The organism is Marinactinospora endophytica (assembly GCF_054780875.1).
This window is the reverse complement of sequence record NZ_BAAGVM010000011.1, coordinates 179,872-194,500: the sequence shown is the minus strand read 5'-3', so window position 1 is coordinate 194,500 and position 14,629 is coordinate 179,872. Positions and strand designations below refer to the sequence as shown.

Genomic DNA, 14,629 nt, shown 5'->3' with positions numbered 1-14,629 from the left:
GCGGAACCAGGCCGCGAGCGCGCCCGTTACCGGTCATGATCATGGCAGGAACAGGCCGCAGGGAAGGGAAGTCCAGGTGGAACACGCGCGGGTCGTGGTCGTGGGAGGCGGGGTGTCGGGGCTGGTGGCCGCACGGGCCCTGCACGCCCACGGTGTCCACGGAGTCGTGGTCCTGGAAGGCGCCGACCGTCCCGGTGGGCGCGCGACCGAAGGGCTCCTCCCGGGCAGCGCGTTCGTCCGAGAGCACGAGCGGGGGCTGCTGGAGCTGGCCGACGAACTCGGCGTGCCGGTCGACCCCCTCGCCCACGACCCCACGCTCAACGACCTGCGCGTCGACGAGGAGGGCGGGATCGAACTCAGCGACGACAACCTCCCCCTGGACCTGTCGTGGTGGTCCCGGATACGCGGTGGCCGGTTGCTGGACCGGCTGACCCGGCTCGCCGCCGGCATCGACCCGACGGCCCCCTGGCTGTCCCCGCGGGCGGAGGAGCTGGACTCCCAGACGGCGCGCTCGTGGTTGCGCGCCCACTCCTCGGACTGCGCGCTGCTGGACCTGATCGAGGAGCATCTGACCACCGAGGCGGGGCTGCCGGCCGACCGCATCAGCATGCTGTGGCTGCTGGCCCACCTCGGCCCGCGCCCCGGCGACGGCAAGGACCTGCTGCGCCTGGATCCCGTGCTGCTCACCGACCGGTTGAGCGCCGGAGCGGGCGCGGCCGTGCGGACCGGCCACCACGTCGGCCGCGTCGACCAGGACCACACCGGGGTGCGCGTCCACGGCCCGTGGGGCTCCATCGCCGCCGACCACCTCATCATGGCGATCTCACCGGCCGACGCCCGGCACATCGAGTTCACCCCGAGCCTGCCGTCGAGCCGGTGGCGCATGCAGCAACAGTGGCCGCAGGCCGAGATCATCCAGACCGAGGTCGTCTACTGGCGGCCCTTCTGGCGCAACTTCGGACTGTCGGGCCAGGTCCACTTCGACGACGGCATCCCCGCCTGGACCATGGACAACAGCCCCGGCGACTCCTTCCAGGGCCGTCTGCTGGCCCACACCTACACCTTCGGCGAGGCCGACCCCCTGGGGGCCGACCAGGAGGTCATCGACGAGCCCGCGCGCCACCGCGGCCTCCTGCTGGACAACCTTGTCCTGGCCTTGGGCCCGCTCGCGGCCCAGCCGCTGTCCTACTCCTGCTCCAAGGCCGGCGGCGGCCGCTACAGCCGGGCCTACCGCTGTCCGGCGCCTCCCGGCTTCCTCACCGAGTACGGTCCGCTGCTGCGCAGGCCCGTGGGCCGGATCCACTGGGCCTCGACCGAGACCGCCCCCTTCCCCGAGAACGGCAACCTCAGCGGCGCGCTCTCCAGCGGCCTGCGCGCCGCCACGGAGGTCGTGGCCGCCGGGGCGGTGAGGTGCCCGGGCGCGGCCTGAGGAGGGCCCCTAGCCCACGGCGGCCAGCGCCGCCAGGCCCACCCCGCACACGACGAACATCGCGATCCCCTCGAAACCGATACCGTCGCGCTGGCGGCGGATCAGGCCCGCGGCGACGAGCAGGTTGAGGACGATGCCCAACCCGACGAGCAGGACCACCTCGCGGTTGACCGCGGCGTAGAGCGAGCCCTCCCGGTAGACGATGTCGGAGGCCGACAGGAACAGCACGTCGAACCCGTTACCGCCGATGATGTCGCCGATGGCCAGGTGCAGCGCGCGGATGCGCACCGCGTACAGCACGGTAACGAGTTCGGGGACGGAGGTGACGAACCCGGTGATGACCGCCCCCACGAAACCACTGGACATGCCGGTCCGCTCGGTCAGCGACAACCCCGCCTCGCCGATGAGATAGCCGGCCAAGGACACGACCGCGGCCAGCCCGGCGAAACGCAGCCACATCGACGACAGCCGCTCGCCGTTCGCCATCTGTTCGGGGTCGGGCTCGTCGGCGTGGGTGAGGCGGGTCGGCTCCACCCGCCACATGGGCCTCTCCCCCACTTCGCGGGACAGCCGCAGCCAGTACCAGTAGACGAGGACGAGCAGGAGGGAGACCGGGTGGACGCCGAACACGGTGACCTGGGGTCCCGCCCCCGCGGCCAGCACGACGGCCAGCATGGTGGACAGGCCGACCGGGGCCAGCAGGTTGGGCAGCGAGGCGGCGGCGTGTTCGAGGTTGGCCCGGCGGTAGAACACGTCGGCCAGCGCGATGAAGGTCGTCTGCAGCACGATCCCGCCCAGCGCGTTGTTCATGGCGAAGACCGCGTCACCCCGGGCCGCGCCGAGGATACTGGTGATGAGTCCGGGCAGGGCCGTCACCGCGCCGATGAGCAGGACCCCCGCCATCGTCTCGCCGATGCCGGTGCGGTCGGCGAGACGGTCGACCAGACGGGTGAACGGGCCGCCGGCGACCACCAGCAGCACCATGGCGACCGCCAGGGCCACCGCGCTCACCCATATCGGCCAGTCGTCCATGGGTCACCTCATCACGGGTCGGGGGCTCGGACGAGAACGTCCGCCTCTCGCTACCCGCTGGCTTCCCACCCACTCCACCGGCGACGGCTCTCCAGGTCACAGAGGCGGGGCGGGGTACGGTGTCCGGGTCCCGCGGCCGGGGAAGCATCGCCGCGGGGCCCGGACATCCCTCACGGGAGACCGTCACGGCCCGTCGCCTCGGACGTCCGCCGCGCGAACGGGCCGTCGCCCGTTCAACGGTCCGTGGGCCGCCGGGGGTTCCCGCCTCCCGCCTCTCAGTGCCGGTCGGCGCTGTCGGCGGTCTCCGCGACGAGGAGGTCGACGACGTCGGCGAAGTCGCCGCGTCGCGCGAAGGCGCGGCGCTGCCGGGCGGCCGAGCTCCCCCTGCGCAGGAAGTCCCGGGCGGCCTCCTCGACCAGGGAGCGGTCCCCCAACCGGTCGAGCACGGGTCCCAGTTCGTCGACCAGGCGCGCCACCAGCTCGCGGCCGGGCGCGGGCGTGGGCGTCACCGCGGTGACGAGGTCGCCTTCGACGCCGAACCGGGCGGCCCGCCAGAGCGCTCCGCGAGCCCGGACCGGGTCGATCTCGGGCGCGGCCCGACCGGCCAGCTCGGCCTCCCATTCGTGTACCACCAGGGCGCGGAACAGGCCGGCGATCAGCAGGATGTCGCGCACGTCGGGGCAGGAGTCGCACACCCGCAGTTCCAGTGTCGGCACATGGGAGGAGGGGCGGACGTTGAAATAGATCATCCCGGCGTCCTTGACGACGCCGGAGGCGCGCAGATCGGCGACCATGCGGTCGTACTCGGCGGCGCCGGAGAGCCGGCCGATCGGCCCGGAGGTGGGCCAGCGCGCCCAGCTCATCGCGCGTCCGCTGGCGTACCCACGGTCCTGCCCCATCCAGTAGGGAGAACTGACGCTGATGGCGAGCAGGATCGGCATCCAGCGTTCCACGCGGTGGGCCAGGATCACGGCGAGATCCCGGTCCTCGACGTTGACGTGGACCTGGGTGCTGCACAGAAGCTGCTCACGGGCGAGGAACTGGAACTGGTCGTAGAGAAAGCCGTACCTGGGATCGGTCCCGTCCTGGGCTCCGTGGAAATCGACGAGAGGGACCGTTCCAGCTGCGGCGACACCGAGATCTAATTTTCGTGCCGCGGTGATCAGAGTTCGACGCAGGCCGGAGATGTCCTCGCGCAGATCAGCCAATTCCCGTGACGGTCGCGTCTTACTCTCCACTGCCGATTTTTGCAGTTCAGGACTGTATCCCTCACCAGGAAGAAGAGCGAGCACCTCTCCGGCCCGGGGCGTCAGGCGGCGACTGGAGAGGTCTACGATATGAAATTCTTCTTCCACTCCGACCGTCATCTTGTCGATCATGCGGTGAACGTATAACAGCGTCGAAGTAGCGGCAAGACGACGGTTGAAGGTGTGCTTCGAAGCACCCTGAATTAACCGGGGCTTCACACTATATATAAACCCGGGGAAAACACCACAGTCCTGTTCCGGAAAACCATTGGAGAGCTTCTGGGAGATGGGGGAGACGTCTCCCGCACCATCCGTCCCAGGCAGTGGGCCACCACAGCGGGCACCCGGATGGGAAGGGCCGGCCGACCGGAACCGATGTCCGGTATCGGCCGGCCCCGGAACGGCCCGACACCGATGCGCCGGCCCCCGACACCCGTGGGGGCGGGCGGCCACGGCCGCCCGCCCCCACGGGTTCGCTTCTCCCCCAGGGGGAGTGGGGTCAGTTCCCGGATCGGGAGGACGCCTCCTCCTGCCCCATGACCTTGACCGGGATGTCGGTCGGATCGCCGGGACCCAGGTCCCCCGACTCCACGGCGTCCAGCGCCGCGCCGACCGCCGCCTCCCCCAGCATCCTCGGCTGCTGGGCGACCGTGGCGTTCAGCGTCCCGGCCTCGACCGCGGCCAGCCCCTCGGGGGTGCCGTCGAAACCGACGATCACCACCTCCTCACCGGCACGGCCCCCCAGCGCCTTGGCCGCGCCGAGCGCCATCTCGTCGTTGGCGGCGAACACGCCCTCGATATCGGGGTTGGCCTGGAGCATGTTCTGCATGACGTCCAACGCCTTGGTGCGGTCGAAATCCGCGGGCTGGGAGGCCACCACGTCGATCCCCGAGTGCTCGGCGATCTCCTCGGTGAACCCCTGCCCCCGGTCGCGGGCGGCCGAGGTGCCGGGCTGCCCCTCCAACACCGCGATCGGGCCGGAACCGACCAGGTCGGCGAGTTCACGCGCCGCCATCCGGCCGCCCTCGACGTTGTCGGAGGCGATCGTGGTGACGACGTCGCCGCCGTTGGGCGCCCGGTCCACCGCGATCACCGGGATCCCGGCCCGGTTCGCGGCCTCCACCGAGGGCACGATCGCGTCGGAGTCCACCGGGTTGACGACGATCGCGTCGACCCCCCGGGCGATCGCGTCCTGGACCGCGTTGGCCTGCCGTGAGGAGTCATCGCCGGCGTCGCTGACGATGAGGTCCACGCCCGACCGTTCGGCCTCCTCCAACGCTCCGGCGCGGACGTCGACGAAGAAGGGGTTGTTGAGGGTCGAAAGCGACAGGGCGACCGTGGGACGCTCCGCCCCGTCACCGCTCTGCCGCTGGTAGACGGCCCAGCCGGCCCCGATCAGGATGACGACGAGGACCGCCGCCACTCCGCGGCGCATCGCGGGCGAGCGCGTGGGACGGGGACCGCCGCCACGGCGGCGCCGGCGCAGCGTGTCCGAGAGCACCGCGATCGCGATGACGACGCCGATGATGACCTGCTGCCAGAAAGCGGACACGTTCAACAGGTTCAGACCGTTGCGCAGCACGCCGAGGATGAGCGCGCCGACGAACGTGCCCATCGCGCTGCCGACCCCGCCCGACAGACTCGCGCCTCCGATGACAACAGCGGCGATCGCGTCCAGTTCGTAGCCGGTGCCCGCCTCGGGCTGGGCCGAGGAGAGCCGGGAGGCCAGCAGGATGCCGGCGACCGCCGCGAACAGACCCGAGAGCGCGTAGATGACGAGCTGCTGACGGCCGACCTTGATGCCGGACAGGCGGGCGGCCTCGGCGTTGCCGCCGATGGCGTACATGGCGCGCCCGGAGTAGGTGCGGCGCAGCACGAACGCGGTGACCAGGCCGATGAGCAGCATGACCAGGACCGGGTAGGGCAGGAAACCGAACAGCGTGCCGGCCCCGAACTCCCCGAGCCAGCCGTCGAGCGTGATCGGCTTGCCGCCGGAGATCACCAGGGCCAGTCCACGGGCCACGCTGAGCATCGCCAGCGTCGCGATGAACGGTGGCACCCGTCCGATCGTGATCAGCAGGCCACTGGCCAGACCCGCCAGCGCTCCGGCGGCCAGACCGATCAGCACCGCCAGCCACATGGGCAGCCCGCCGCTGGCGACGGTCCACCCGGTGACGATGCCGGCCAGTCCGGCGACACTGCCCACCGACAGGTCGATACCGCCGCTGACGATCACGAACGTCATACCGAACGCCAGGATCGCCACGACGGACGCCTGGACGCCGACGTTGAGCAGGTTGTTCGCGGTGAGGAAGTCGGGCGACAGGATCGCCAGCAGCACGACCAGGACGATCAGACCGCCCAGGGCACCGCTGTTGTCCGCCAGGGCGCGCAGCCGCGTCGACCGCCGTGCCCGGTCTCGACCCGGCTCCCGTTGCGTCTTTCTATCCGACACCGTCGTTCCCCTCTGTGACAGCAAGCGCCATGACCTTCTCCTGGGTCGCCTCGGCGCGACCGAGCTCGCCCCGCAGCCTCCCGTCCGCCATGACCAGCACCCGGTCGCTCATGCCGAGCAGTTCGGTCAGGTCGCTGGAGACGATGAGCACGGCGGTGCCCTGCTCGGTGAGCGTGTTGATGAGTTCGTAGATCTCGACCTTGGCCCCGACGTCGATCCCACGGGTGGGCTCGTCGAGGATCAGCACCCGTGGCCGGGCGAGCAGCCACTTGCCGATGACGATCTTCTGCTGGTTGCCTCCGGACAGGGTGCCGGCGGCCTGGTCCAGCCCCGCGGCGCGGACCTTGAGCAGCTCGGCCTGCCGCGCCGCCGCGGCACGCTGGGAGCGCAGGTCCACCAGGCCGGCGCGGGTGCGTTCGCCCAGCGTGGCCAGGCCCATGTTCTCCTCGATGGAGGCGCCCAGGACCAGGCCCTGACCGGCCCGGTCCTCCGGTACGAGGGCCAGCCCGGCCCGGCGGGCCGCGGTGATGTCCCCCGGGGGCACGGTCCGTCCGGCCACCACCACCTCGCCGGTGTCGTGGCGGTCGGCGCCGAAGATCGCCCGGACCAGTTCGGTACGGCCGGCGCCGACCAGCCCGCCGATGCCGACGACCTCACCGGCGCGGGCGGTGAGGGACACGTCCGAGAAGACCCCGGCACGGCCCAGGCCGCGTACCTCCAACAGGGTCTCGCCGACCTCACCTCGCCGGTGGGGGTACTGCTGCTCGATCGAGCGTCCCACCATGAGGCGCACGAGTTCGTCGGCGTCGGTGGAGGCGGGCACCTCGGCGACCTTGGCGCCGTCGCGCAGTACCGTGACGCGGTCGCCGATCTCGGCGATCTCGTCGAGCAGGTGGGAGATGAACACGACCCCGACCCCCGAACGGGTGAGGTCGCGGACGATGTCGAACAGCCGGGCGGCCTCGGTACGGCTCAGCACGGCGGTCGGCTCGTCCATGATGAGGAACCGCGTCTCCAGGCTCAGCGCCTTGGCGATCTCCACCATCTGGCGCTGGGCGACGCCGAGGTCGGCGACCGTCGCGTCGACGTCGAGGTCCAGCCCCATCCGTTCGACGAGCTCGGCGGCCTGCCGGCGCATCCGCCGCCGGTCGACGAGCCCGAACCTGCGCGGCGGCCGGCCCAGGTGGATGTTCTCGGCGACGCTGAGCCCGGGGACCAGCGCCATCTCCTGGTGGATGGTGGAGATCCCCAGTTGCTCGGCGTGGCCGGGGCCGGTGAGGCGGACCTCCTGCCCGTCCACCTTGACCACGCCGCTGTCGGGGCGGTGTACCCCGGCCATCACCTTGATCAGGGTGCTCTTGCCCGCCCCGTTCTCTCCGAGCAGGACGTGGACCTCTCCCCCACGCAGGTCGAAGTCGACCCCTTCCAGGGCGCGCACGCCGGGGAAGGCCTTGGTCACCCCGATCAGTTCCAATCGGCGGGTGTTCATTGCGCTCCTTGTCTCTCTCCGCAGGATCCGCGGATGACGAGCTGGCAGGGCAGTGTCCGCGAGCGGGCCGGACGGCCGTTCAGCAGGGCGATGAGCTCGCGCACCGCCGCGCGCCCCATCTCCTCGGTCTGCTGCCGGACCGCGGTGATGGGTGGATCGACGAACTCGAACCAGGGCAGGTCGTCGAAGCTGGCCAGACCGATGTCGCTGCCCGGCCGCAGGCCCCGGTCGCGGACCCAGCGCAGCGCGCCCAGCGCCATCAGGTTGTCGGCGGCGAACACCGCGGTGGGGGGATCGGGCCGCTCCATCAACTCCCCCATGGCGGCGACGCCGCTGGCCGTCTGGAAGTCGCCGATGCGCACGTCGCGATCGGCGACCTCCAGCCCGTGGGCGGCGAGCGCCGCCCGGAAGGCCGCGAGCCGCTCCCGGCCGGTGACCAGGGAGGTCGGGCCGGAGATGATCGCGATGCGGCGGTGGCCGAGGGCCACGAGGTGGTCGACCAGCTCGCGGGTCGCCGTGGCGTTGTCGCTGCGCACGACCGGGAGGTCCAGCCCGTCGATCGAGCGGTCGATCAGCACGATCGGCCGTCCGCGCCGGACGACCTCCTCGACCAGAGGCGAGACGCGGTCGGTCGGGCACAGCAGCAGCCCGGCGACGCGCTGCTCCAGCAGGATGTCCAGGTACTCGTCCTGGCGGCGCGGATCCTCGTCGGCGTTGCCGGTGATCACGTAGTAGCCGTGGGCGCGCGCCTCGTCCTCGACGGCTCGGGCCAGCTCGGTGAAGAAGGGGTTGAGGACGTCCCCGATGACCAGGCCCAATGTCGTGACGTCGGCCGAGCGCAGCGTGCGCGCGGCGGCGTTGGGGTGGTAGGCGAGTCGTTCCACCGCGGCGAGGACCCGCTCCCTGGACTCCGCGGTGACGGAGGGGTGGTCGTTGAGCACCCGGGACACCGTCGCGGTGGAGACCCCGGCGGCCCGGGCCACGTCTTTGATGGTGGCCATGAGAGGAAAGTAATCGATTACACGAGCCGTGTAAACGTTTACTTTCCGCGCGCGACCCCTCTACCTCCCCCTCCCCTCTTCACGTTTTCACTGCTCAGAAGCTGTTTCGACGACTCGAAGGCCCCTCATGTTCCCTCGTGTGACATCTCCGACACCCCTCACACGAGATCACGCGACAGGGGTGCCCGCCCCGCCCCTCTGCGGCCTACGGGATGGACCTCCGGCCGGCCCCGACTCCGAGGGCCTCCTCTCCCCACGCCGAGCGCGAGGTCCGAGGACGGACGGCGCCCTTCCCGCGCCGCCGGCGCATCCCCGCGGCCGCCCGCCGGACCCCGCCCGGACACGGCGCAACACGCTCGTCCGCGCCGCCACGGCCCGCGCCGGTCCGGCGCCCCGGGACCGGACCGCGCCCCTCCCCGCGGTGGGACAGCGCCGTGGCCGCCGACGGCGCGTCCCGGCGCCTCGACGCGGTGCAGGCCGTGCCAGCGCCACGGCGCGCAGCGCCGACACGTCGGATGGTTCTGTCGCGCCCGTGGGGCACGCGCGGCCCCGGGTGCCCACCATCGGGGACGGAGCAGCGACCGGCGCCCGAGACACCCGGCCCCCGTTTCCGGTGTCCCCGCGTGAGACGCCGCGCGCACCACGCCGGCCCGGCCTCGTCTCACGTGGCGCCCGACAGACCCCGCCACGATCACCCCGCCGCGCGGGGTGCCACCTTCACGTGCCCGGGTGGTGTCCTGCTCCTCACCTGCCGTTGCCCGTGGGTCGACAGCCACCAGGCGGTGCGGGGACACGGCTTTGCCCGTCGACGTGCGCGGTCGAACCGGGGACGTGGGGATCCGAGGTCGCGCTCGGCCGGATCACCGCGCGCGGCGCGCGCCCATGCCGGACGGCGTTCTCCCACGGGAGCGCGGCGACGACGGCCCCGGCCGTCGGACACGTGGCGCTCCAACCGCGCTCCGCGCCGTCTCGCGGCGGGCGGGCGCGCCTGTCACCGAGGGCGCGCTGGATCGCGACGTCCGGTCGCCGCCCGGCCATCTGCCCGCCCTCGTCACGCGCCTCACGGCGGGGCCGGACCGGCGCCCGGGAGGGTGGCGTGGACGGCGCCGCCCCGACTCCGGGGACACCACCGCCCTTCCCGGGACGTCCAGTGGTCATCGCGCCCCACCGAAGGGGCGCGAGGCGAGGATCCGGCTCAGGACACCCCGGCGAGGCGGGCGGCCTCCTCCTCTTCGACACGGCGGTTCCACTCGCCCTTGGAGGACTGCCAGCCGTCCTCGTCGCTGCCCAGGCGCCAGTAGCCGGAGATCGACAGGCGCTCACGGGGCACCTGGTGCTCCAGTCGCAGGAAGTGGCGCAGCTCCTTGACGAAGTTCGCCTCGCCGTGGACGAACGCCTGGACCTCGCCCTCGGGGAACTCCAGTCCGCGCACCGCCTCGGCCAGGGCGGCCCCGACCCGGCGCTCCCCACGGTGCACCCAGGTGACCTGGACGTCGCCGTCGGGCACGGCGAGCCGCTGCTCCTCCGCCTCGTCGGCGACCTCGACCAGGACGCGGGCGACCGCACCGGCGGGCAGGCGCTCGACCGAGGCCGCGATGGCGGGAAGGGCGCTCTCGTCACCGACGAGCAGGTGCCAGCCGGACTCGGGCGCGGGCGCGTAGGCGCCCCCGGGGCCGAGAAAGCGGATGACGTCGCCCGGCCGCGCGGCGGCGGCCCAGGGGCCGGCCAGCCCCTCGTCACCGTGGTGGACGAAGTCGATGACGAGCTCCCGGGTGGCGGCGTCCCAGGAGCGCACGGTGTAGGTGCGGGTGAGGGGCCACTGCTCACGCGGGAAGTCACGGCGGATCGCCTCGATGTCGAACGGCTCGGGATAGGCGACGCCGGGCCGCGGGAAGAGCAGCTTGACGTAGTGGTCGGTGTAGTCACCGGCGGAGAACCCCGCGAGCCCGTCACCGCCGAGAACCACCCGGATCATGTGCGGGGTCAGGCGCTCGACGTGCCGGACCCGGCCGTGGTGAACCCGGGGCTTCTCGCGCGTTCGACGGTCCGTCATCGGCCGTCCACCACCTTCCACATTTGGTTAGGCATACCTAAAACACTCAGGCAAGCCTAGGGTATCCCGAGTGGGCGCCGCCGTGTCACCCCCGTCACGTCGTCTCCGTTTCGTCCTCCCCCCGTTCCGCTGGTACACATGGGGGAGCCCGCACCGCCGCAGGTCCACGCCCCTCCGTCGTGACGGGGCCGCCTGCGCCGACCCCGACGCTTCGGCGACGCAGCAGCACGAAAGAGATCCCCACGACGATGGCCATCCCCAAGGCGGAACTGCACCTGCACATCGAGGGCACCCTGGAACCCGAACTCGCCTTCGAACTCGCCAAGCGCAACGGGATCGAGCTGCCGTTCGACTCCGTCGAGGAGCTGCGCCGCGCCTACTCCTTCACCGACCTCCAGTCGTTCCTCGACCTGTACTACGCGCTGATGTCGGTCCTGCGCACCGAGCAGGACTTCGCCGACCTCGCCGCCGCCTACCTGGAGCGGGCCGCCGCGCAGGGCGTGCGGCACGCCGAGATCTTCTTCGACCCCCAGGCCCACACCTCCCGTGGCGTGGCGATCGGGACCGTGGTCACCGGGCTGGCCCGCGCCTTGGAGGACGCCGAGCGGAGCCTGGGGATCTCCTCCCGGCTCATCCTGTGCTTCCTGCGCGACCGCCCCGCCGAGGAGGCCATGGAGACCCTGGAGAGCGCCCGCCCCCATCTGCACGCGATCACCGGTGTCGGACTCGACTCCGCCGAGATCGGCAACCCCCCGGAGAAGTTCCGTGAGGTCTTCGCCGCGGCCCGCGCCGCAGGGCTGCGCCGGGTGGCCCACGCCGGCGAGGAGGGGCCCGCCGACTACGTGCGCCAGGCCCTGGACGTCCTGGGCGCCGAGCGGATCGACCACGGGGTGCGCTGCCTGGAGGACCCCGAGCTGGTGGAGCGGCTGCGCCGAGAGGCCGTACCGCTGACCGTGTGTCCCTTCTCCAACGTCCGGCTGCGCGTGGTGGAGCGGCTGGAGGAGCACCCGCTCCCCAAGCTGATCGGCGCGGGGCTCGTGGTGACCGTAAACTCCGACGACCCCGCCTACTTCGGCGGCTACGTCGAGGACAACCTCGACGGCGTGCGCAGGGCGCTCGGCCTCGACCCGGAGACCGTTCGTGAGCTGGCCCGCAACTCCTTCCGGGCCGCCTTCCTGGACGAGGAGCGGCGCGCGGAGCTGATCGCCGAGGTCGACGCCTACCGGTTCCCGGCGGAGTGACCCGTCCCGGCCGCGCGGCCGGGACGGATCAGCTCCGGCCGGAGTCCTGTGGCGGTTCGATCTCCTCGCGTGTCGCCTCGGCCAGACGTTGCCGCAGCCGCGTCCGGATCTCCTCGGGGGTGTAGGCGCGACGGCGGCGTTCCGCACGCGCGATGACCACCCCGGTCGCCGCGACGCCCGCGAAGCCCGCCAGGCCCAGTATCTTCCACCAGCGCATGCGCCTAAGCTACCGGTGTCCCGTCGAGAACGCCCCGGCCCGCGGCCAGAGAGGACGGCTTCGCCGTGACCGAGACCCACATCAGCCTGGACGAGGCCGTCGACCTCACCCGCACCGGTGACGTCTGGGTCTTCCGCGGACGCACCGTCCCCGACCGGGCCATCCAGGTCACCACCAACAGCCCCGTCAACCACGTGGGCATGTCCGTGGTGATCGAGGACCTTCCGCCACTGATGTGGCACGCCGAGCTGGGCCGCTCCCTGCCCGACATGTGGTCGGGCACCCACCAGCGCGGCGTCCAGCTCCACGACCTGCGCGACGCCGTGGTCACCTGGGGGGCGAGGTACGGCCAACGGGCGTGGCTGCGCCAGCTCGACCCGTCCGTCACCCGTGAGGCCGAGGACGCGGTCCTGCGCACGATCGCCCGGTTGGACGGCACCCCCTTCCCCTCGACGGCCCGCCTCGCCGGGCGGTGGCTGCGCGGCCGGGTGCCCCTGCCTCCGCGGCGGGGCCGGGGCGGCGCGGGCGAGCGGAGGCTGGAGACCGCCTACTGCGCCGAGGTCGTCGCGCTCACCTACGAGGCCATGGGGTTGCTGCCCGGCGGGCGCAGGCCCAACTGGTATGACCCGGGACGTTTCTGGAGCGGCGACGACCTGGACCTGGTCGGGGGGCACCGGCTCGGCGGGGAGATCGCGGTGGACATCCCCGACGAGGCCCTGGCCGGGCGGACCCGGCCCGCCGCCGAGCGCTCCCGCCCACGACTGCGGCTGCCCCGTCTTCCCCGCGCTGTGCGCCTTCCCCCTCTCCCCTGGCGGCGCGGCGACTGAACCGGGGCCGCCGGACCGTCCCGGGGACCGGCGTGCCCCGTTCCCGGCCCAGGCGGCCGGGTCCCGGCCCGCCGCGCGGTGGACGTCGGGAGGAGGGGTGCCCGAGCCCGTCGGGGCGTCGCCCCACGATGCGTCAACGTTCCCTCTGCCGGCGAGGTGGCGGCCGCTCCCCCGCGCCGGCCTGGATCGCCGGCCGTGTCCGGAATCGGACGTCTCCCGTCCCTCTCCTCCCGGTGCTGGGGGAACGCGCCGGCCGGCGGGCGAAGATCACGAAAACGCCGGTGCCCGCCGGACGGCCGCTAGAGGATGGGCGATATGAACCCAACCACCGGCGGGGCCGTTGCGGCCAGCGCACCCGAACATCGCCTACCGGTCAGACGGCTGGTGGCGGCGAGCGTCGGCAACGCGATCGAATGGTACGACTGGACGATCTACGCGACGTTCAGCATCTACTTCGCCACCCAGTTCTTCCCCGGCGACAACGAGGACCTCGCCCGCATCAACACCTTCGCGGCCTTCGCGCTCGCGTTCTTCTTCCGCCCGCTCGGCGGTCTGCTCATCGGCCGCCTGGCCGACGTCAAGGGCCGCAGGCCGGCGATGCTGCTCACCATCGTGCTGATGGCCGGCGGCTCGGTGGTGCTGGCGGTGCTGCCGACCTACGAGCAGGTGGGCTGGGTGGCGCCGGTGCTGCTCCTGCTCGCCCGGATCGCCCAGGGGGTGTCGATCGGCGGGGAGGTGTCCAACGCCTCGGCCTATCTGGGCGAGATCGCGCCGGCCGACCGCAGGGGCCGTTACTCCTCGTTCTTCTACCTGTCCACCGGTTCGGCGGTGCTCGCGGCCTCCCTGATCGGCTTCGCGCTGGCCCGCCTCCTGGACACGGAGGCGCTGGAGGCCTACGGGTGGCGCATCCCGTTCGCGCTCGGCGGTCTGCTGGGGCTGGTGGGTCTGTGGCTGCGTCGCAGCCTGGGCGAGACCGAGCTGTTCGAACGCAGCGTCGGCGAGGGGCGCCGCGCCTCCCGCCCGCTGCTGACCACCCTGCGGCGCCACCCCCGGGCGGTCGGCCAGGTCGTGGGCTTCACGATGCTGTCGACGCTGTGCTACTATACCTTCTTCAGCGCGCTCGGCCCCTTCGCCGTCGACGTGCGCGGCGCCGACGACGCGGACGTGTTCCTCGCCCTGTCCGTGGCGACCGCGCTGTTCGTCGCGCTGCAGTATCCGATGGGCGCCCTGTCGGACCGTCTCGGCCGCAGACCCCAGCTCCTGGTCTGGTCGGCGGCGACGGCGCTGCTGATCGTGCCCCTGTCGAGCCTGGTGGGCACCAGTCTGGCCGGACTGCTCGTGGTGTTCTGCGTGGGGCTGGGGCTCTACAGCGCCATGACGTCGATCGCGCCGGCCGTCATGAGCGAACTGTTCCCGACGGAACTGCGCGGGCTGGGGATCGGCGCCTGGTACAACCTGACCGTGGCGCTGTTCGGGGGCACCGCGCCGTTGGTGATCAGCACGCTGGCCGCGGCGGGGTACGCGCCCGTCTTCTTCTCCTACGTGGCCGCCGCGGCCGTGGTGACCTTCGTCGTCGTCCTCACCCTGCCCGAGACGCGGGGAGCCGAGTTGCGCTGAGGGGTGTGCGCGCGACCCGCG

10 protein-coding genes and 1 pseudogene are annotated in these 14,629 nt (G+C 72.3%); 4 read left to right on the top strand and 7 right to left on the bottom strand.

The window, feature by feature from the left end; all coding sequences use genetic code 11:
* Window positions 1-76: 76 nt before the first annotated feature.
* Entirely contained in the window at window positions 77-1,429 is a 1,353-nt protein-coding gene (locus tag ACYVHU_RS20230; RefSeq protein ID WP_432941048.1) for a flavin monoamine oxidase family protein, read from the top strand.
* A gap of 9 nt (window positions 1,430-1,438) precedes the next feature.
* Here the strand turns inward: ACYVHU_RS20230 and ACYVHU_RS20225 are convergent, their stop codons facing one another.
* From ACYVHU_RS20225 to ACYVHU_RS20200, 6 genes are all read right to left on the bottom strand, one after another.
* On the bottom strand, window positions 1,439-2,461 hold the full coding sequence (locus ACYVHU_RS20225) for a sodium:calcium antiporter (protein WP_432941051.1): 1,023 nt from the start codon (window positions 2,459-2,461) through the stop codon (window positions 1,439-1,441).
* A gap of 275 nt (window positions 2,462-2,736) precedes the next feature.
* Window positions 2,737-3,828, bottom strand: a complete 1,092-nt coding sequence (locus ACYVHU_RS20220) for a carboxylate-amine ligase (protein WP_498949285.1) — start codon at window positions 3,826-3,828, stop codon at window positions 2,737-2,739.
* Between the two features lie 379 nt (window positions 3,829-4,207).
* Complete coding sequence (locus ACYVHU_RS20215; RefSeq protein WP_078759500.1) at window positions 4,208-6,163, bottom strand: ABC transporter permease/substrate-binding protein; 1,956 nt, start codon at window positions 6,161-6,163, stop codon at window positions 4,208-4,210.
* A complete protein-coding gene (locus ACYVHU_RS20210; protein ID WP_498949258.1) occupies window positions 6,153-7,652 on the bottom strand; it encodes a sugar ABC transporter ATP-binding protein in 1,500 nt (499 codons plus the stop codon). Before ACYVHU_RS20210 ends, ACYVHU_RS20215 begins: the two co-directional genes overlap by 11 nt.
* On the bottom strand, window positions 7,649-8,653 hold the full coding sequence (locus tag ACYVHU_RS20205; RefSeq protein WP_078759502.1) for a LacI family DNA-binding transcriptional regulator: 1,005 nt from the start codon (window positions 8,651-8,653) through the stop codon (window positions 7,649-7,651). The genes ACYVHU_RS20210 and ACYVHU_RS20205 overlap by 4 nt, the downstream gene beginning before the upstream one ends.
* A 1,195-nt stretch (window positions 8,654-9,848) precedes the next feature.
* A complete protein-coding gene (locus tag ACYVHU_RS20200; RefSeq protein WP_078759503.1) occupies window positions 9,849-10,706 on the bottom strand; it encodes a siderophore-interacting protein in 858 nt (285 codons plus the stop codon).
* A gap of 248 nt (window positions 10,707-10,954) precedes the next feature.
* Here ACYVHU_RS20200 and ACYVHU_RS20195 point away from each other — a divergent pair, with 248 nt between their 5' ends.
* The gene (locus tag ACYVHU_RS20195; RefSeq protein WP_498949256.1) at window positions 10,955-11,947 is read left to right on the top strand and encodes an adenosine deaminase family protein; all 993 of its coding nucleotides are present in this window, start codon (window positions 10,955-10,957) and stop codon (window positions 11,945-11,947) included.
* Window positions 11,948-11,975: 28 nt separating this feature from the next.
* Here ACYVHU_RS20195 and ACYVHU_RS20190 read toward each other — a convergent pair whose 3' ends face one another.
* Window positions 11,976-12,164: a hypothetical protein gene (locus tag ACYVHU_RS20190; RefSeq protein ID WP_432941061.1), complete on the bottom strand. Its 189-nt coding sequence runs from the start codon at window positions 12,162-12,164 to the stop codon at window positions 11,976-11,978.
* An 80-nt stretch (window positions 12,165-12,244) separates the two neighbouring features.
* Here ACYVHU_RS20190 and ACYVHU_RS20185 point away from each other — a divergent pair.
* Together ACYVHU_RS20185 and ACYVHU_RS20180 are read left to right on the top strand one after the other, a co-directional pair.
* A pseudogene (locus ACYVHU_RS20185) lies at window positions 12,245-12,874 on the top strand (hypothetical protein); the annotation flags it as partial.
* A gap of 432 nt (window positions 12,875-13,306) precedes the next feature.
* Window positions 13,307-14,608: an MFS transporter gene (locus ACYVHU_RS20180; RefSeq protein ID WP_078759506.1), complete on the top strand. Its 1,302-nt coding sequence runs from the start codon at window positions 13,307-13,309 to the stop codon at window positions 14,606-14,608.
* Window positions 14,609-14,629: the final 21 nt, after the last annotated feature.

What these genes read in the sequence shown, in the direction of transcription:
- ACYVHU_RS20225 (WP_432941051.1), bottom strand. Translation starts at nt 2,461, where the DNA reads ATGGACGACTGGCCGATATGGGTGAGCGCGGTGGCCCTGGCGGTCGCC.
- ACYVHU_RS20220 (WP_498949285.1), bottom strand. Translation starts at nt 3,828, where the DNA reads ATGACGGTCGGAGTGGAAGAAGAATTTCATATCGTAGACCTCTCCAGT.
- ACYVHU_RS20210 (WP_498949258.1), bottom strand. Translation starts at nt 7,652, where the DNA reads ATGAACACCCGCCGATTGGAACTGATCGGGGTGACCAAGGCCTTCCCC.
- ACYVHU_RS20205 (WP_078759502.1), bottom strand. Translation starts at nt 8,653, where the DNA reads ATGGCCACCATCAAAGACGTGGCCCGGGCCGCCGGGGTCTCCACCGCG.
- ACYVHU_RS20200 (WP_078759503.1), bottom strand. Translation starts at nt 10,706, where the DNA reads ATGACGGACCGTCGAACGCGCGAGAAGCCCCGGGTTCACCACGGCCGG.
- ACYVHU_RS20195 (WP_498949256.1), top strand. Translation starts at nt 10,955, where the DNA reads ATGGCCATCCCCAAGGCGGAACTGCACCTGCACATCGAGGGCACCCTG.
- ACYVHU_RS20190 (WP_432941061.1), bottom strand. Translation starts at nt 12,164, where the DNA reads ATGCGCTGGTGGAAGATACTGGGCCTGGCGGGCTTCGCGGGCGTCGCG.
- ACYVHU_RS20180 (WP_078759506.1), top strand. Translation starts at nt 13,307, where the DNA reads ATGAACCCAACCACCGGCGGGGCCGTTGCGGCCAGCGCACCCGAACAT.